Source organism: Burkholderia sp. WSM2230, assembly GCF_000472445.1.
GTDB lineage: Bacteria > Pseudomonadota > Gammaproteobacteria > Burkholderiales > Burkholderiaceae > Paraburkholderia.
In genome coordinates this window covers 311,758-329,134 of the sequence record NZ_AXAJ01000005.1, presented here as the reverse complement: position 1 = coordinate 329,134, position 17,377 = coordinate 311,758, and the positions used below count along the sequence as shown (strand labels likewise).

Annotated in this window: 18 protein-coding genes; 10 read left to right on the top strand and 8 right to left on the bottom strand. The window is 61.4% G+C overall.

The features are described 5' to 3' along the window. The first annotated feature begins 99 nt into the window (after positions 1–99). Positions 100–327, top strand: a complete 228-nt coding sequence (locus A3AC_RS0113395; protein ID WP_013342380.1) for a hypothetical protein — start codon at positions 100–102, stop codon at positions 325–327. A gap of 101 nt (positions 328–428) precedes the next feature. Here A3AC_RS0113395 and A3AC_RS0113390 read toward each other — a convergent pair whose 3' ends face one another. After that, positions 429–2,657, bottom strand: coding sequence for an NADP-dependent isocitrate dehydrogenase (locus A3AC_RS0113390; protein ID WP_025599424.1), 2,229 nt, complete (start codon positions 2,655–2,657; stop codon positions 429–431). A gap of 354 nt (positions 2,658–3,011) precedes the next feature. Next, on the bottom strand, positions 3,012–4,022 hold the full coding sequence (locus A3AC_RS0113385; RefSeq protein WP_025599423.1) for a TauD/TfdA family dioxygenase: 1,011 nt from the start codon (positions 4,020–4,022) through the stop codon (positions 3,012–3,014). Positions 4,023–4,415: 393 nt separating this feature from the next. Between A3AC_RS0113385 and A3AC_RS0113380 the strand changes: the two genes are divergently transcribed. Continuing rightward, complete coding sequence (locus A3AC_RS0113380; protein WP_025599422.1) at positions 4,416–5,576, top strand: iron-containing alcohol dehydrogenase; 1,161 nt, start codon at positions 4,416–4,418, stop codon at positions 5,574–5,576. A 280-nt stretch (positions 5,577–5,856) separates the two neighbouring features. On the opposite strand, the gene A3AC_RS31225 is transcribed toward A3AC_RS0113380, so the two are convergent. Further along, entirely contained in the window at positions 5,857–6,237 is a 381-nt protein-coding gene (locus tag A3AC_RS31225) for a hypothetical protein (RefSeq protein ID WP_332261474.1), read from the bottom strand. On the opposite strand from A3AC_RS31225, the gene A3AC_RS0113375 reads away from it, so the two are divergent. From A3AC_RS0113375 to A3AC_RS0113355, 4 genes are all read left to right on the top strand, one after another. Next, entirely contained in the window at positions 6,230–7,393 is a 1,164-nt protein-coding gene (locus A3AC_RS0113375; RefSeq protein ID WP_025599421.1) for a collagen-like triple helix repeat-containing protein, read from the top strand. The genes A3AC_RS31225 and A3AC_RS0113375 overlap by 8 nt on opposite strands. A 76-nt stretch (positions 7,394–7,469) precedes the next feature. Next, a complete protein-coding gene (locus tag A3AC_RS0113370) occupies positions 7,470–8,738 on the top strand; it encodes an isoprenylcysteine carboxylmethyltransferase family protein (protein ID WP_025599420.1) in 1,269 nt (422 codons plus the stop codon). A gap of 72 nt (positions 8,739–8,810) precedes the next feature. After that, positions 8,811–9,188 carry a transposase gene (locus A3AC_RS29200; protein ID WP_035475078.1) on the top strand — a complete coding sequence of 126 codons (378 nt, stop codon included), beginning with the start codon at positions 8,811–8,813 and terminating at the stop codon, positions 9,186–9,188. Positions 9,189–9,413: 225 nt separating this feature from the next. After that, complete coding sequence (locus A3AC_RS0113355; protein WP_025599418.1) at positions 9,414–9,731, top strand: DUF4148 domain-containing protein; 318 nt, start codon at positions 9,414–9,416, stop codon at positions 9,729–9,731. A gap of 218 nt (positions 9,732–9,949) precedes the next feature. Here the strand turns inward: A3AC_RS0113355 and A3AC_RS0113350 are convergent, their stop codons facing one another. After that, on the bottom strand, positions 9,950–10,198 hold the full coding sequence (locus tag A3AC_RS0113350; protein WP_025599417.1) for a hypothetical protein: 249 nt from the start codon (positions 10,196–10,198) through the stop codon (positions 9,950–9,952). Positions 10,199–10,360: 162 nt separating this feature from the next. Then, positions 10,361–11,407: a phytoene/squalene synthase family protein gene (locus tag A3AC_RS0113345; RefSeq protein ID WP_025599416.1), complete on the bottom strand. Its 1,047-nt coding sequence runs from the start codon at positions 11,405–11,407 to the stop codon at positions 10,361–10,363. A 7-nt stretch (positions 11,408–11,414) separates the two neighbouring features. Between A3AC_RS0113345 and A3AC_RS0113340 the strand changes: the two genes are divergently transcribed. The 3 genes from A3AC_RS0113340 to A3AC_RS0113330 all read left to right on the top strand — a co-directional run bounded on the left by A3AC_RS0113340 (position 11,415) and on the right by A3AC_RS0113330 (position 14,243). Then, a complete protein-coding gene (locus A3AC_RS0113340; RefSeq protein ID WP_156924611.1) occupies positions 11,415–11,921 on the top strand; it encodes a MarR family winged helix-turn-helix transcriptional regulator in 507 nt (168 codons plus the stop codon). Between the two features lie 493 nt (positions 11,922–12,414). Then, positions 12,415–13,887, top strand: a complete 1,473-nt coding sequence (locus A3AC_RS0113335; protein ID WP_025599412.1) for an ATPase domain-containing protein — start codon at positions 12,415–12,417, stop codon at positions 13,885–13,887. A gap of 5 nt (positions 13,888–13,892) precedes the next feature. Then, a complete protein-coding gene (locus A3AC_RS0113330; protein ID WP_025599410.1) occupies positions 13,893–14,243 on the top strand; it encodes a response regulator in 351 nt (116 codons plus the stop codon). 39 nt (positions 14,244–14,282) lie between these two features. Here A3AC_RS0113330 and bla read toward each other — a convergent pair whose 3' ends face one another. Next, positions 14,283–15,200 (bottom strand): class A beta-lactamase, encoded by a 918-nt coding sequence (gene bla / locus A3AC_RS0113325; protein ID WP_442856505.1) that lies wholly within the window; start codon positions 15,198–15,200, stop codon positions 14,283–14,285. A 139-nt stretch (positions 15,201–15,339) separates the two neighbouring features. Between bla and A3AC_RS0113320 the strand changes: the two genes are divergently transcribed. Then, positions 15,340–16,239 (top strand): LysR family transcriptional regulator, encoded by a 900-nt coding sequence (locus A3AC_RS0113320; protein ID WP_025599408.1) that lies wholly within the window; start codon positions 15,340–15,342, stop codon positions 16,237–16,239. On the opposite strand, the gene A3AC_RS29965 is transcribed toward A3AC_RS0113320, so the two are convergent. Both A3AC_RS29965 and A3AC_RS0113315 read right to left on the bottom strand, forming a co-directional pair. Beyond that, positions 16,176–16,469, bottom strand: coding sequence for a hypothetical protein (locus A3AC_RS29965; protein WP_084515451.1), 294 nt, complete (start codon positions 16,467–16,469; stop codon positions 16,176–16,178). The two genes, A3AC_RS0113320 and A3AC_RS29965, sit on opposite strands and share 64 nt — an antisense overlap. A 39-nt stretch (positions 16,470–16,508) precedes the next feature. Beyond that, positions 16,509–17,003 (bottom strand): lecithin retinol acyltransferase family protein, encoded by a 495-nt coding sequence (locus A3AC_RS0113315; protein WP_025599406.1) that lies wholly within the window; start codon positions 17,001–17,003, stop codon positions 16,509–16,511. Positions 17,004–17,377 lie beyond the last annotated feature (374 nt).

Genomic DNA, 17,377 nt, shown 5'->3' with positions numbered 1-17,377 from the left:
CGAATAGATGGGACGGCAAGCTTCGCGACAGTCCTCCGAATGCCCCTTATGAAGCCGCCAACGCATCGCGACTTTTTATTGGCAATTGGGAGACTAAAAATGAAAGGCTTTCGCTTTGGATCCACCCAGGGAGCGTTCTATATTCTGCCCGGCCAGGACGGTTGGGAAGCAACCTACGGCAACGACAAACTTGGCGAGTTTTCCAGCCCGCAACAGGCGGCTGACGATCTCGCGCGCGGCTTGACCTGCCCGCATCTGTCGGAAGTCGATACTTCGACGCTCGAAATTCCGGAGAAACTGAGCGACTGGGAAATCGTTCACGTTTGATGGGCCGCATGACACGCGTCCACGTGACGAAGCCAGAAACAACGATGGCGCTCGAAAGCGCCATCGTCTTGTTTACCGCTTACTGGTCAAACACCTCGGGCTTACGCGATCGAGTCCACGATCCGGTTCAGCGTGGCGCTCGGGCGCATGGCCTTGCTCGTCAGCTCGACGTTGGGACGGTAGTAACCGCCAATCTCCACCGGCTTGCCTTGCGCTGCGCGCAATTCTTCGAGAATCTTCGCTTCGTTGTCGGCCATTGCCTTCGCCACACCGGCGAACTGAGCCTGCAACGCGGCGTCTTCCGTTTGCGCGGCCAGTGCTTCAGCCCAGTACATCGCGAGGTAGAAGTGGCTGCCGCGGTTGTCGAGACCGCCAACCTTGCGCGCCGGCGACTTGTCGTTGTCGAGGAACTTGCCGGTTGCCTGATCCAGCGTCTTCGCGAGCACCTGGGCCTTCGGGTTGTGATACGCGTTGCTCAGGTGTTCGAGCGACGCAGCCAGCGCGAGGAATTCACCCAGCGAGTCCCAACGCAGGAAACCTTCTTCCACCAGTTGCTGAACGTGCTTCGGCGCCGAGCCGCCGGCGCCCGTTTCGAACATGCCGCCGCCTGCCATCAGCGGGACGATGGAGAGCATCTTCGCGCTGGTGCCCAGTTCCATGATCGGGAACAGGTCGGTCAGGTAGTCGCGCAGCACGTTGCCGGTGACCGAAATGGTGTCCTTGCCGGCGCGGATGCGTTCCAGCGAGAACTTCGTCGCCTCGACCGGCGTCATGATGCGGATGTCGAGACCGTTCGTGTCGTGGTTCTTCAGATACTGCTCGACCTTCCTGATGATCTGCGCGTCGTGCGCACGCGCTGCGTCGAGCCAGAAGACGGCCGGCGTGTTCGTGGCGCGCGCGCGATTCACGGCAAGCTTGACCCAGTCCTGCACCGGCGCGTCTTTCGTCTGGCACATGCGCCAGATGTCGCCGGCTTCCACCGTTTGCTCGATCAGCACCGCGCCGCTTGCGTCGGTCACGCGAACCACGCCGTTGGCCGGAATCTGGAAGGTCTTGTCGTGCGAGCCGTACTCTTCAGCGGCTTGCGCCATCAGGCCGACGTTCGGCACCGTGCCCATGGTGACCGGGTCGAACGCGCCGTTCTTCTTGCAGTCTTCGATAACAGCCTGATACACGCCTGCATAGCAACGGTCCGGAATCACCGCCTTGGCGTCGTGCAGCGCGCCGTCCGCGCCCCACATCTTGCCCGACTCGCGGATCATGGCCGGCATGGAGGCGTCGACGATCACGTCGCTCGGCACGTGCAGGCTGGTGATGCCCTTGTCCGAGTTGACCATGGCGAGTTGCGGACGCTGCTCATACTGAGCCTTGATGTCCGCTTCGATCTGCGCAGCGGTTTCAGCCGGCAGGTCCTTAAGGCGCGCGTAGAGGTCGCCGATACCGTTGTTCGGGTTGAAGCCGGCCTTTGCCAGCGCGTCAGCATGCTTGGTCAGCACGTCCTTGTAGAACACCGACACCACGTGGCCGAAGATGATCGGATCGGACACCTTCATCATGGTGGCCTTCAGGTGAACCGAGAACAGCACGCCGTTCGCCTTGGCGTCGCTGATCTGCGCCTCGATGAAGCTGCGCAGCGCGTTCTTGCTCAGCACCGAAGCGTCGATGATCTCGCCCGCCTGCACCGGCGTCTTTTCCTTCAGGACCGTCTTCGTGCCGTCGGCGGCCGTCAGTTCGATCTTCACTGCGCCGGCCGCGGCGATCAGCGCCGACTTTTCGCTGCCGTAGAAGTCGCCACCGCTCATGTGCGCCACGTGCGACTTCGAGTCGGCAGTCCACGCGCCCATCTTGTGCGGATGCTTGCGCGCGTAGTTCTTGACCGACAGCGGCGCGCGGCGGTCGGAATTGCCTTCGCGCAGCACCGGGTTGACCGCACTGCCCTTGATCTTGTCGTAGCGTGCCTTGACGTCTTTTTCCGTGTCGGTCGTGGCGACGTCCGGATACGGGGGCAGCTTGTAGCCCTGATCGCGCAGTTCAGTGATCGCGGCCTTCAGTTGCGGCACCGAAGCGCTGATATTCGGCAGCTTGATGATGTTCGCTTCGGGACGCGTGGTGAGACCACCCAGCTCCGCCAGATCGTCGGAACCCTTCTGTTCCGCGCTCAGGTAGTCCGGAAATGCAGCGATGATCCGGCCGGCAAGCGAGATATCGCGCGTTTCAACGTTTACGCCGGACGAGCGCGTGAACGCCTTGACGATCGGCAGCAGCGAATAAGTCGCCAGAGCAGGCGCTTCGTCGGTGAGGGTGTAGATGATCTTCGGCGGTGTGGACATGTTTGATGCTTTGCTAGATGAAGTGAGAGACAGAGCGTTGGAAGCGCTGAGCCAGCGAATTGCGACGAAGCGGCAAAACACAGCGCGACCCACGGCGCTACTTTTTACGGCCCGACCGTGAGTATATGCGTGTTTTGCCCGCTCCGCTGCTAGACAAACATGCCGAACAACCGTGCGAAACTAGCCAGATGCCCGCCCAACAAGGCTTTCAGCGATTTGCCCTAGGCCGCAAGACATATGTCTTATAGATGACCTGAACGCCGAAAACCCCCTCTTGATGAGAACGGCTCTCAACCAGGGGCAGCGCAACTCGTCATGTAGGCAAACGCTTAACACTACGACGGCTTTCCGCATTCAATCAGCCACTGCATCGCCCTCGCGATAGCTCTGCGCCATGGCGACCACCACCTTGCGCGGTCCTTCGAACGGGTCGCGGGCGTGCGCCGTCAACATGTTGTCGAGCATGAGTACGTCGCCGGTCAGCCACGGAAACACAATGCGCTGCTCATCCAGAACGCCGCGAATCTGCGCGAGCGCGTCGGCCTCGAGCGGCGCGCCGTCGCCGTAATACACATTGCGCGGCACGTTTTCGAGGCCGACCGAATCGATCAGCGCATCCTGCATGTCTTCGTCGAGCGACGACAGGTGGAACAGGTTCGCCTGATTGAACCAGACGCTTTCGCCCGTGCGCGGGTGCCGCGCCACCGCCTGACAGCGCTCGCGCGTGCGCAGAAGCAGTTCGCCGTCTTCACTGTCGCGCCATTCGCATTCGATGCCGCGAGCGCGGCAGATGCGCTCCACCACGGCTGGATCGTCCGAGCCGAAGGCCTGTTCCCACGGCAGGTCGAGCCCTTGTCCGAAGTTGCGCACGTAAAGCAGTTTACGGCTCGCGAAGCGCGCGACGAGCGCCGGGTCGAGCGCGCGGTAAATCGCGCGACTGTCCGCAATCGGCGTCGCGCCGCCGGAACGCGCGGCGAGCGCGCAGTGGAACCAGATGCGCAACGGCCATTCGCGCGTGTACGACTGTTCGTTATGCAAAGGAATGGACCGGTGCGGCGGATATTCCGTTGACGTGTACACCGCGCCTTCAACCTGGCTGCGCGGCGTGGAAGCGAATTCGTAACCGATCAGCGGATGCCCAAACGAAGCCGCAAAACCTTGAAACGCGTCTATCGACTCGACCCGGAAGCCTGTAAAGAGCACGCCGCCGGCACGCTCGAGCGTTTTGTCGACGATGGCATGCAGCAGCGGCGCCGCCTCGTTCAATGACAGGTCCGCGCCAGCGCGCGGCGAGACGACGGTCGGCAGTCCTGGTTCGATCGACAGGTCGGCAAACGTGGGGGGCGGCATCGAAAGCATGGTCATGGAGAATCCTCTGGCAGACGCGCGGCGCGCCGGCGCCTGGTCCGGGCGCGCGCAGTTGTGCGGTGCTGCGTGGACGGCATTGTTCGCTAGCACTTGCAGCAATGGGCGGGCTGCGCCACGCCCGCGCGCAGGTGCCGCAGGGCTTTCATGCAAGCGGCGCAGGAACCGCCCCGGCTTTCAGAAAAGAGACGGTGACAATCTAACGCAAACGCGAATCATTCTCAATAAACATCTGAAAATATCCCTGCGATCGCCCAGCATTCGCCCAGAAGAATGCAGGATAGCTATGACTTTGCGGCTGAGGGGACGAGTCGGATTCTGGTACAACTGATACTTGCCACCTCGTAAACCAGCGCGAGGTATCAAACAAATGGTGTCTGGAGACGCGACATGATGAACGCATTCCGGTTTCAAACAGTGCCGACGCTCGTCGTCGAATTCGGCGCGGCGCGTCGGCTGGGCGGTCTGTTGCGCGCGCGGTTTCCGGCGCTTGGGCGGTTGTGCGTGGTGACGGACGGCTTTCTGCACAAGAGCGGCTTGCTGGCCCCCGCACTCGCCGATCTCGCGGCGCACGGCTGGCAAGCAACCGTGATTGACGACGTCATCGCCGATCCCCCCGAACATATCGTGCTCGAAGCGACAGCCCGGGCGCGCAGTGCCGGCGTCGAGATCGTGCTTGGGCTCGGCGGCGGATCGTCGATGGATGTGGCCAAGCTCATCGCGGTGCTCGCCCCGCAGCAAGAGCAGGCGCTCGGCGAAATGTATGGCGTCAACAAGGTCACCGTGTCGCGCTTACCGCTCGTGCAGATGCCGACAACCGCGGGGACCGGATCCGAAGTCACGGCTGTGTCGATTGTCACGGTCGGCGAGGCGAAAAAGATGGGCGTGGTCGCACCGCAACTGATCGCCGACCTCGCCATTCTGGATGCCGAACTCACGCTCGGGCTGCCGGTTGCAGCGACGGCGGCCACCGGTATCGACGCCATGGTTCACGCGATCGAAGCCTACACTTCCGCGCAGCTGAAGAACCCCATCTCCGACATGCTCGCGATAAAGGCGCTCGACCTGTTGTCGCGCAATCTGCTGCCCGCCTGCGAAGATGGCGGCAATCGCCCGGCGCGCGAGGCGATGCTGCTCGGCGCGACTTTCGCCGGACAGGCGTTTGCGAACTCGCCGGTGGCGGCCGTGCATGCGCTTGCGTATCCGATTGGCGGTATTTATCACGTGCCGCATGGGCTTTCGAACGCGCTCGTGCTGCCGCATGTCTTGCGCTTTAACGCTGAATCGGCGGCTCATCTGTATGCCGAACTCGCGGAGGTGGTTGTGCCGGGAATAACGGGCAGCGCTGAAAACAAGACGAATGCGCTGATCGAAAAGCTCGAAGAGATGATTGCCGCCACCGCAATTCCGGCGCGATTGCGCGATGTCGGCATCGAGCAGGAAGGACTTCAGCGGATGGCCAGCGACGCCATGTTGCAGACACGTCTGCTGGTGAATAACCCGAGGCCTGTCAGCGAGGGTGATGCGTTGGCAATTTACACGGCAGCGTTTTGAAACCGGGCACGCCGTTACGATGAACCCTGCGCGTTACGTAGCGTTTGAGCGGAACAAGGGGACGCCAGGCTTTGAATTCCGCAGTATTTTTCGCATTTAATTCTGCCGCCAAGCAGCAATTTTGAATTTACGATGTCTTTTTCCGGCTTCGCACTGTGTTCAGACTGATGGCGTAGAGCTTGCAGAGAAGTCCCCGTTAATTGTCGTTCAACGGGGACATCATGATGAAATTGGCTGGCCACACGGCTATCGCTGTCGCGACGTCGACATTACTCGCACTTTACGGCTGCGGATCGACTCTCACTGCGCCAGGTGAGACTGGACTCACGCCGAACACGAGTGGGCTCGGTGGCGGAGGTTTGGGCGGGACTTCGGGGAGTTCGGGTGGGTCGGGGACTTCTGGCACTTCGGGCACTTCGGGCACTTCGGGCACTTCGGGTACTTCGGGTACTTCGGGTACTTCGGGTACTTCGGGTACTTCGGGTACTTCGGGTACTTCGGGTACTTCGGGTACTTCGGGTACTTCGGGCACTTCGGGCACTTCGGGCACTTCGGGTACTTCGGGCACTTCGGGTACTTCGGGCACTTCGGGCACTTCGGGTACTTCGGGTACTTCGGGTACTTCGGGTACTTCCTCCACGCCAATTGGCCGCGTGGTCACCAATGCCAGCAACCTCATTACCGCCGTCGGCACAACCGTCGCCGATACCGGCAGCAAAGTCACGGGCACAACCGTGCCGGGAGTCGACAGCGGAGCCACTGCGGGTCTCGGCAATGCGATTACCGACCTCGGCAACGCCGTCAAGGCGCTGGGCGACGGCAGCGCCGCCGGCCTCGGTACCGTGGGCAGCTCGGCGAATCCGCTCAATCCGACGCTCGGGTCCACGTCAGGCGTAGTGTCGAACACGGCCGCTGCGGTCACGTCGCTTGGCGGGGCGGTCACGAACCTCGGTAGCGGACAACTGGCGCCGCTTTCGCCGCTCACCTCGACACTCGGCACGATCGTCGGCAGCGTTGGAAATGGCTTGAAGGACGGGGGCTCGGGACTGAACAAGGTCGGCTCGAGCGCGCCTGTGCAACAGGTCGAAAGCCAGCTCAGTTCGGCGATCAATCCGATAACGCTCGCCGTCTCGAACACGACGCAGACCATCGGCAATGCAACCGGGCTCGGCGCGCCGCTAAACACCCTGTTGAGCACGATCGGCCATGGACTCGATGCCGCCGGCGTCAGCGTAGCGGGGGCCACTGGCGACCAGGTTGGGAAAGACGTCGGCGCGGTCGTGAGTCAGTTGGGCACGACCGTCACGAGCACCGGCGGACTGTTTACGGGAGCGACGACAAATCCGCTCGCGCCGCTCGCAGGCGTTCTCGGCCCCCTCGGCGGCACGAGCGGAAGCGGCGGAGCATCCATTCCGCCACTGACCGGCCTGATCGGCAACCTCGGCTCGCTGGGCAGTAGTGCAGGAGCAGCAACAGGCGCAGGCAGTCCAGCCGGCGTCACAGGCCTGCTCGCGCCGGTCACCGCGCTTCTCGGCAACATTCGTTCATTGCCCGGCACGGGTGGGGCCGGCAGCACTGGCACAGCAAGCGGCCCGCTTGCCCCTGTCACGACACTTGTCGGATCGCTGACTTCGGCGGCCGGCGCGGCCGGCGGATTGCAAAGCGGCACGGCTGCCAATCCGGTTACCGGCCTGCTAACAGGATTGACAGGCTTGACAGGAGGTTCGAGCGGCGGCTCATCGTCGAGCACTAACCCGCTCGCGCCGGTGACAAACCTGGTGGGCGGACTGCTCGGCGGCACCTCGCCCTCGAAATAAGTAGTACCCCGAAGCGGTCGGGTCCAAAAACAATCCAGCGCCCGGCCGCCACTTGTGTCATGACGACGAGGATGACATGACCTCCAGCATCGATACACTCGCGCATGTCGACGATCGGGCTCCGCGTTCGGCAACGCCGTTTTCGGTCGGCTTATTGGGCATGGTGGCCGGCCTTGTCACCCTGTGGCTGGTGCGCGACAGCACCGCGCCTGGGGGCGCCGCGCGCAGCACCGTGGCCTGTCTCGCGATCATTGCAACAGTGGGCTCCTACGAGCTGTTTGTCGCGCGCGTCTATCTGCGGCCGAGCGCCGGACTCGCGAGTCGTGCACTACGCTCACTCAGCATCGCGCGTGTCGCGATGCGCCTCGCGGCGCTCGCCTGCGTCTATGCAGGCATAGGCGCGCTTTACTGGCTATTGCCCGAATATCACGGTGCGTTCTACAACCCGTTCTGGTCGCTGATCGCGGCACTGGCGCCTTGCGTGGCAATTGCCGCGCCGTTCTACTTCGCGTGGATGGATACGCATCAACGTGAAACAGACGATGCATACCTCGTGCTTGCGCGTCTGCTGTTACGCCACGAACGTCCGTCGAACTGGCGGCCTTTGCGCGAAATGCTTGCGGGCTGGATGGTCAAGGCATTCTTCCTGCCGCTCATGATCGTCTATCTCTCCACCACCGCAACGCAACTGGACGCGTCGCTTTCCGCCGCACTGGCCGCGCCCTTTTCTCTCGCAACGTTCCGCTTCATGTACGACCTTTCGTTTGCAATGGATCTGATGTTCGGCACGGTCGGCTATTTGTGCACGCTTCGCATCCTGGACAGCCACGTGCGCAGCGCGGAACCCACCACGCTCGGCTGGCTGGTCGCGCTCATTTGTTATCAGCCGTTCTGGTCGCTGATTTCCAGCCAGTACATCCGTTATGAAGGTTCAATGTTCTGGGACAGCTGGCTGATCTCGATGCCAGTACTGCGAATCATCTGGGGCACTGCGATAGTGGCGCTATTGCTGTGCTATGCATGTGCCACGCTCTCATTCGGCTTGCGCTTCTCCAATCTGACCAACCGGGGCATCATCACCTCGGGACCCTATCGCCTCACGAAACATCCCGCCTATATTGCCAAGAACCTGTCGTACTGGATGGTGTCCGTGCCGTTCATAGAGCCTCTCGGTTGGCGAGTCGCGCTCATGCATTGCACAGCGCTCGTCGCGGTCAACATGCTCTATTTCATGCGGGCAAAAACAGAAGAAAGGCACCTGATGAGCGATCCCGATTACCGCGCATACGCGGAGTGGATCGCTAGAAACGGCATCTGCGCCAAGATGATTCGCGCAATTCGATAACACGCAAAACATAAAGCCTGAGTTCTGCCGGCTCGCGGATTCATTGGCTTGAATAGATTCATTGGAGGCAATGTGAGCGCGCAAAAAACTTTGAATAGCATGGACAGCCACGTAACCCAACTGCTGGGCCTTGCGCACACTCACTCAAACCAGCCGATGCCACAGATTCCTCTCTCCGATGCCGACTGGGCACGAGTCCAGGGTCTGTTTCCAGAGCACGCCTGCACTCGCGGACGCCCCCGCCGCAGCGATCGCGAAATCCTCAACGCGATACTCTGGTTGCAGCAAAGAAATGAAAAGTGGCACAGACTGCCGGGAACGTTTCCACCACAGCAGACCTGCTATCTCCGCTATATGACATGGAAAAAGTCGGGCGTGCTCGATCAGGTGAACGAGCGCCTGCCTCAGTGCAATGGCGAGTACGCCACCGCCGCCGGCTGCAATAGCTAGCGCGCCGTGAGCGCTGCGCGTGAATGCCTTTGCGTCGGGCAGCGCGTGTTGAAAAGCTCGGCAACGTCGATCGGCATTTTCACGCGGTCATTTATCTCATTTCCAGCAACGAAGTTTACCGATTTGCGCCATTACTCTCTCCAGTTTGCAAATCTACAATGCAATCACTGGCTGCGAAAAACAAGGTTCGCAGCGCAATCAAGACCGAACTGGAGGTAGTTCATCATGAAATCACTTATTCAAGCCGTTGTTATCGCCACTGTGCTGGCCGCTCCTGTCGCTTCGTTTGCCCAGTCCAACCAGCCCGTGACTCGCGCTCAGGTGCGCGCGGAACTGGTTCAACTCGAGAAGGCCGGCTATCAGCCGGGCCGCGCGGACCCTTACTACCCTAGAGATCTGCTCGCCGCGCAACGCCGCGTTGACGCGCAGAACGGCACCGCGCAGCCGGCAGTATCGAGCTACGGCGGCGTGGCAGCCGGTTCGACGGAATCGGGCCGTGCGGTAAGCGCTAGTGGTGCGAAGTCGATTTACTTCGGCAATTAAGGTCGGACGACCCGCCGCTCGCCGCGCCGCCAACGCATAAGCTGTTTGATCCGCTGTAAATGAACTGGCCCGCGACCGGTTGTTCCGGTCGCGGGCCAGTTCGCTATGTGTTACCTCCGTCATCGGCTGCCGATGACTTCGCCTGGATCTCGCCGGTCCAGGCGCTTTTTGCCAGCCAGAAATTCTGTCGTTGCGGATGCAACGGACCGATGCGCCGATCAGTCGCGAGCAACGAGATCGCCCACCTTGCCGCGGCCTGTGACGAGGCAGCTCGACAGGAAATTTTCGCCCTGGCTGCTTGCGCCGGCTTCCCCAAAGCCCTTCTTCAGCGCGCTCGCCTTGACGAGTTCCGCGCCCTGGTGGCACGTGATTGTCCCTACTTCGCCAGCTTGTGCTCGCATGAGCGCCCGATCCGCCATTAGATAGCCGAGCAGCAATACCAGTGCAATATTGAACGCCTGTCTCATGGATTGTCTCCTCCTTCGAGGAGACTAACGCGAACCTTCGACGCGCGGTCTTAGGGGTTTCCCGATTCGGGCGTATCTGCTGATGCAGGTTAAACAAGGAGATTGTCGTTCGACTCGCGGCGGCATGCCGTCAATCAGCACGTTCGCCGCATACGAGTCAGGTCAGAAACGCGCTTCGATGTCCTGGATACGCTGCTCTATCGATCGGCGCACCAGCGCATTCGAAAGCACCAGCAGCAGCGAAGACCCAATGATCCGATACACCTTGTTTCGCGACACTTTGGACACGCGTTGCGGATCGAGCCACGCAGCGTTGTCAACGAGCAGCAATAGCGTGTCGAGGCCGATCAGAATCGGCCACAAACATGCAAGCCGTAAACGCACGGAAAACGCGGGAATTGCGAGCGTGTAATCGAGCGCCTCACGGAAGTGATCGAGCGTCTTGCGCAATAGTTCGATCATGAGCGGACGCGCACGCAGTGAATTGTCCGGCAGCAAAAGATCCTGCGCACTCAGGCCATGCTGGTCCAGCATCGTTTGCGGAAGATAACAGCGGCCGATCCGCAAGTCCTTGCCGCAATCGCGCAACACATTGGTCATTTGCAGCGCCTTACCGAAACGCACGCCACGAGCCTTCATGTTCTCCGATTGCTCCTTCAGCGTGCCGGGCATGTGCGCGTATGTCATCGTGGTCCAGAATTCGCCGACGCAACCCGCCACCAGATACGTATAGCGATCAAGCTCGCCATATTCGCGCAGGGCCGCAATGCGGCCCGAGCGTTCGTCGGGGAACGTGCGCAAATCGAATTCCATGCCTTCGGTCAACGTCGAAACGATCTCACGCACGGCCTTTCGGTCGGCCTCGCTCAATTGCGCCAACACATGGAGCGCGGGGTCAAGCGATTCGAGCAACACCTTTTCGTCCGACTGGCTCTGCTGGTCCGCCACTTCAGCAGCCATGCGCTGAAACAGCGCGCCGTCGCTTGCCACGCCGTTGACCTGGTCGCGTAATGCCAGCAGCAATTGAAGCCGCTGCTCAGGCGCGATCAGCGAGGTGTCGGCGATCGTATCGGCGGCACGTGCGAGCAGATACGCGAGGCCGATCGGATCGCGCATGCCTGCCGGCAACACGCGCAGCGTAAGGTAGAACGAGCGTGATACGCCTTTCAGGAGCGGGCCAAGAAGAAAGGCCCGGGTCGGAGTCGGCATGGTTGCGATGTCAGTATTGGCAAAATTCAGGCGGTGCCGAATTGTATACGGCAAGCCGCGCTACGATGTTGAAACTACCGCCACGCGTACTCACCGGCCCAGCCTGCCGCTTACCTATGTGATTGGCAGCCTCGACCGCAGTTTGCGGCGCCGTATGAGCGAGGCGCTTGCGCCGCTCGGCCTGACGCTCGCTCAATTTACCGCGCTGTCGGTGCTTGAAGCGAAGGGGCAAGCTTCGAATGCGCAGCTTGCCGAGCGCTCGTTCATCACACCGCAATCCGCCAACGAAGTGATGAACGCCATGGCAAGCCGCAACTGGGTGAGCCGCGAGCCGGACCGCACGCATGCCCGCATCGTGCTGCTGCAATTGACCGACGAGGGACGCGCCGTCTTGCGTCAATGCGAGCAGGCAGTGAAAGCAATCGAAAAGCAGATGCTCGAAGGCATCGAACTGGAAGCAGCCGGCACGGTGCAGCGCCACCTTGAAACTTTTGTCCGTAATCTGCGCGAATAACATCGGCATGTAGCCTGCATGCAGTTAGTGACGGCAGCCATTTGCAGGCTCGCCGCGCGCCTCATATCTCTCACGCGCAAACCATTGCTGGTTTCGAGTGTTGCCCTCTCCCTCGTGCCAGTGGCAATTCGCTGATGGCCACATCATCGCAGCGCGTCTTTAAGCAGCGCAGCGCGTACCTGTTTTGTACTTTCGTGCGCGCACCAAAACAACTTTTCAATTTTGCGCCGGCTGCACGGCGTCGTCTGGTCCGGATTGAAACGCCGCGCTCGACTCTCGACGCGCGCCCCGCATTCGCGCATCCGCCGCGCGGCGAATGTCCGTGGCCAAGCGCTCCTGGGACAAGTAGAATCGCGAGCATCCAACGCTGAATGTGCGGCCTGGCGAGGCCATCGTGGCGAAAGTCGGGAACGCCCTTTGCTCGCGAAATCAGCTTAGACGTCGCATTGACCTTCGCGAGCGGCCGCCAGTAGCAGTTCAACCACACACCATAATGACCATGTACGAATCGCCGACCTCTCTTCGCGCCAACGTTGAAACCGGTGTGCCCGGCCTCGACGAGATTCTGGGCGGGGGTCTGGTCCGAGGCGGTGTCTATCTTCTCGAAGGCATGGCCGGCGCCGGCAAAACGATTCTGTCGAGCCAGATCGGCTTTCACCGCGTAAGCCGCGGCGAGAAAGTGCTGTACATGACGCTGATCGCCGAATCGCACGACAAGTTGCTTGCGCATCTGAAGGGCCTCGCTTTCTTCGACGAAAAAGCGGTCGCGCAGCAAATGGTTTTCGTCTCCGGTTATCACGAGCTGATGCAGGACGGCCTGGACGGCTTTCTGAAACTGATCGCGTCGAGCATTTACGACTACCGCCCGAGCCTGATGATCATCGACGGCTTTCGCAGCGCACGCGAGTTCAGCGAGACTGAGTTGTCGCTGTCCAAGTTCATTCACGAACTGAACGCTCTCGTCGCGGCGATGGACTGCACGACGCTGCTGCTCGCGCCGCTGTCCGGCAACGAGCCGCATCCGGAACACACGCTCGTCGACGGTCTCATCGAGTTGAACCGCTATAGCGACGGCATGCGCCGCGCGCGCGAAATCGAAGTGCACAAGATGCGCGCGCGCAATCACTTGATGGGCAAGCACTACTTTCGTATCGCCGAAAGCGGGCTACTAATGTTTCCGCGTCTCGAAGCGCAACACGCGGCGCCGAGCGGACCTGTCGATCTGAAAACACGGGTCAGTTTCGGTTTACCGCGTCTGGACATCATGTTCGGCGGCGGCCTGTCGCAAGGCTCGACCACGACGTTGATGGGACCGTCTGGCGTCGGCAAGACCATGCTGTGTCTGCAGTTTCTCGCGGCCGGAGTGGAGCGCGGCGAACGCTGTCTCTATCTCGGCTTTTACGAAGGACCGCAGCGGCTGATCGGCAAAGCCGAGGCAGTCTCTATTGCGCTCGACGAAGCGCATCGCGACGGCCGGCTCACCATTCAATGGCAGCCCGCCGTGGAGCTTGCCGTGGACGAAATCGCTGCCAATGCACTTGCCACCGCGAAACAGATCGGGGCGACCCGCATGGTGATTGATGGCGTAGAGGGCTTTCGCGATTCCGCATTGCGCATCGAGCGCTTCGGCCTGTTTCTGAACGCGTTGCTGCACCAGTTGCGCGAGGCCGGCATCACGACGCTCGTGACGGAAGAAGTGCCGCTCTACCCCGACTACAGCCAGTCGAGAAGCACGCGTGTTTCGGCGCTCACGGAAAACCTCGTGCTGTTGCGTTATACCGAAACGGATACGGGAGTGCGGCGGGCTATCTCCATCGTCAAACAGCGGGAAAGCGCGCATGACCCGTCCACGCGCGAGCTGGTAATTTCATCGCAAGGGCTCGAGATTGTCGAAAGCCCGTCCGGCCTTTCAGTGTCTTCGGCATCAGGCCTGCTCGCGACTTCGCAGCCGCGGCGACCGGCGTAGCGCTCATGAAAACCATTCTGGTCGTGGACGACGAGTTCGACATCCTCACGGTATGGCGACTGCTGCTCGAGCGTCACGGCTACACGGTGCTGACGGCATCCAATGGTGCCATCGCGCTCGAGCAGATACGCAGAACGCGGCCGGACATTATCGTGTCGGACTGCATGATGCCGGTCATGTCGGGGCTTCAATTGTGTGCGGCCCTTTACGCCGACCCGGATCTGCGCGCCATTCCAATCATTCTGTGCAGCGCGGCCGCCGACATTCCCGTGCAGCCCAATCCGTCTATTGCATACGCCCGCAAGCCGATCGCATTCGACGCGCTGCTCGTGCTGCTGCAAAAAATGTCGGTATAGCGGCGTCCGCACATCCGCTTTGCACCGCTCCCGCAGCCGTCAAACAGATTCGACCACCAGCGCGCCGACGTCTGCAATCGCCGCATTGGAGCGAGCCGTATTCCCAGCGGTCTCGGTCAGATAGACGGCGACGAGAATCGGGCCGCGGCCCGGTGGCCAGAGAATGGCCACGTCGTTCGCAGTGCCGTGATCGCCCGTACCGGTTTTGTCGCCCACGCCCCAGTCTTTCGGTAGCTTCGCGCGAATCCGCGCGCCGCCGGTTTCGTTGGCCGCGAGCCAGGCAAGCAATTGCGCCCTCGATGCCGACGTCAAACGCTCGCCCATCACGAGTTCGCGCAGATTGCCAAGCATTGCATTCGGCGTGGTGGTATCGCGCGGATCGCCCGGCGTCGCCTCGTTCAGCGTGGGCTCGTTGCGATCGAGGCGCGTGATGCCGTCACCGAGACTGCGCGCAAATGCGGTCAATGCGGCGGGCCCGCCGAAGGTTTGCAGCAGCAGGTTCGCGGCGGTGTTGTCGCTGAGCGTGATCGCCGCCTCGCACAACGCAGCGATGCTCATGCCTGCGTTGCCGGTGCGCTCGCGAGTATGCATGGACGTCGCCGGCGAATTCGGCACCAGTTCGCTTTGCGAGTAGACGATGCGCCGCTGCAGGTTCTCCTCGCCACGATCGACGCGCGCCAATATCGCGCCCGCAGCGAGCAGCTTGAATGTGCTGCACATCGGAAAGCGCTCGTCCGCATGCAGACCGGCCTGCAAGCCCGAAGTCGTGTCGATGATCGACACGCCGAGCCGCCCGCCGCTTTGCGATTCGATTTCCGTCAGCCGCGCGCGAATCGCATCGAGCTTCGCGAACTGTCGGCGCTGCCTTGCCGCCTCTACCCCTTTGACCGATCCGGCAGTCCTGCCCCAGGCGCCGCTATTGCCGAGCGCAACGCCAGCTATTGAAACACCCAGCATCGCGCCCGCGAATTTTCTTCTCGTGATCATTGCCGCTCCTTGTGTGAAGCCGCAACTATCGGTCTTCCAGCCCTCGCTGACAAACGATGATAAGTTAATGCGTTCACAAGAAAAACTTATGCCTCGGCCATGACGTCCCATGAGACCTTATCTTCCGCTTAATGCGCTGCGCGCTTTCGAATCGTCCGCCCGGCACTTGAGCTTCACGCGCGCGGCACTGGAACTGAACGTCACGCAGGCCGCGATCAGTCAGCAGGTCAGAGCGCTGGAGGAGCGTCTTGGCACCACGCTTTTCAAGCGTCTGCCGCGTGGCCTCGCGATGACCGACGAAGGCCTTGCATTGCGCCCCGTGCTGACCGATGCATTCGACCGCATAGAAGCGGTGCTCAAGCAATTCGATGGCGGCCACTTTCACGAAGTGCTGACGGTCGGCGTGGTGGGCACATTCGCCGTCGGCTGGCTCATGCCGCGGCTCAAGTCGTTTCGCGAAGCTCATCCGTTTGTCGAATTGCGGCTCCTGACGAACAACAACCTCGTGGATCTCGCGACCGAAGGCCTCGACTTCGCGATCCGTTTCGGCGACGGCACCTGGCCAGGTTCGCTCGCGACGCGCCTGCTCGACGCGCCGCTCGCACTGCTATGCACCCCGGAAATTGCACAGAGATTGTCCACACCCGCGGATCTCGTCGACGAAACGCTGCTGCGTTCGTATCGCGCGGACGACTGGAGCAACTGGTTCGCCGCCGCGGGCATTCCGCCGCGCCCCATTCGCGGGCCGGTGTTCGACTCGTCGCGATTGATGGTCGAAGCGGCGATGCAGGGCGCGGGCATCGCGCTCGCGCCCGCGCTGATGTTCGGCCATGAGATCGAAACGGGGCGCCTCGTGAGCCCTTTCGATATCGAAATACATGCCGGCAGTTACTGGCTCACCTGGTTGAAAGGCAAGCCAATGACACCTGCCATGCTGTTGTTCAGTCAGTGGCTCGTCAAGGAAGCGGCTGCGCACACCCCGGCCTGGCACAGACCCGTGCGACGATAGCCGTTCATGGCAGGACGTTCCGCTTGCGGCGGGAACACGTTCCAGGAGCCGTCGTCGTGACGGAAGAAGAAGATGGACAGCAAGCCGCCCGGGCGCAGCGCCTCCACACGCACGAAGCGCCGTTGCTGCGAAGCGCGGTGACAAAACTCGACCACTCGTGCGGGCATGGACGGCGTGGGGGCAAGCCATTTTTCGACGGCCCAGTGCAAGGTCTTTTCAGCGGCAGCCATGATGATCTCCTTCGTTCCTTACTGATTTCGCTCGGCGGCTCACGCAACTTGCGCGGCGAACTGCCGGCTCTTCGCGCCGTTCTCGACGAATGCCTTTACGAGGCACATCAACACATGCATGCCGGTGCGCGGATGGCGCAGGCTGCAATGCACCTGTTCGCTGCGGCTCTCGCCGAGCAGCACCCAGGCGCAAAAGTGCTCGCAGTTGTTGGTCAGCAGGCGATAACGGTTTTCGCCGAGGCGTGAGCGCGCGCGGCGCACCGCTTCGTCGCCGAGGTAGCGCGCGCAGGGCGTCGCGCGAATCGACAGCGGATGCCCGGCCGCGAAACGGTCGAGTTCGACTTCTTCAACCGGGCCGCGATGCGTCGAGCCCGCAAAGCCCGCGTAATGAACCACGCGGCCATTGCCCACATAAATGCCGTGATGTTCGTAGCCGCAGCGGGTCGAGACGAGATGCGAGCCGATCGGCAAGTCGATGGTGGCTGACGATCCACCGTCAGCCTTGCTGCCCGTCTGAAGAGAGTTCGTGTTCATGGCTTGCCTCGTTCGTTTCCAACACTGTTGCGAGGTCTTTTGCATCATCCGGGCCATGCGCTGAAAAGCCTTTATTCATCGGGCTTTCAGAGAATTCCGGCAGTTTTCGGCGAAGCGGATGTTGGCTGTGTACCGACAGAAAATGCGGAGATGTGTTGGTGTCGTGCGCGCTGTCCCCCGCATGTTTAATGGCATTTGGAGCTGCGTTTCCCAACGCCTCGATCGCAGCTAAAAGTGTTGGGTGTTACACCGGTTGCAGCACGTGGATGTTGGTTAAGGCCCCACCTATCGCCTCTTACGTGCATTACTTTGCAAGGTCGGAATGATCCGCCTTCCCGCGCCAGTCAATGCGTTGCAGAAAAACGCATGGCGTA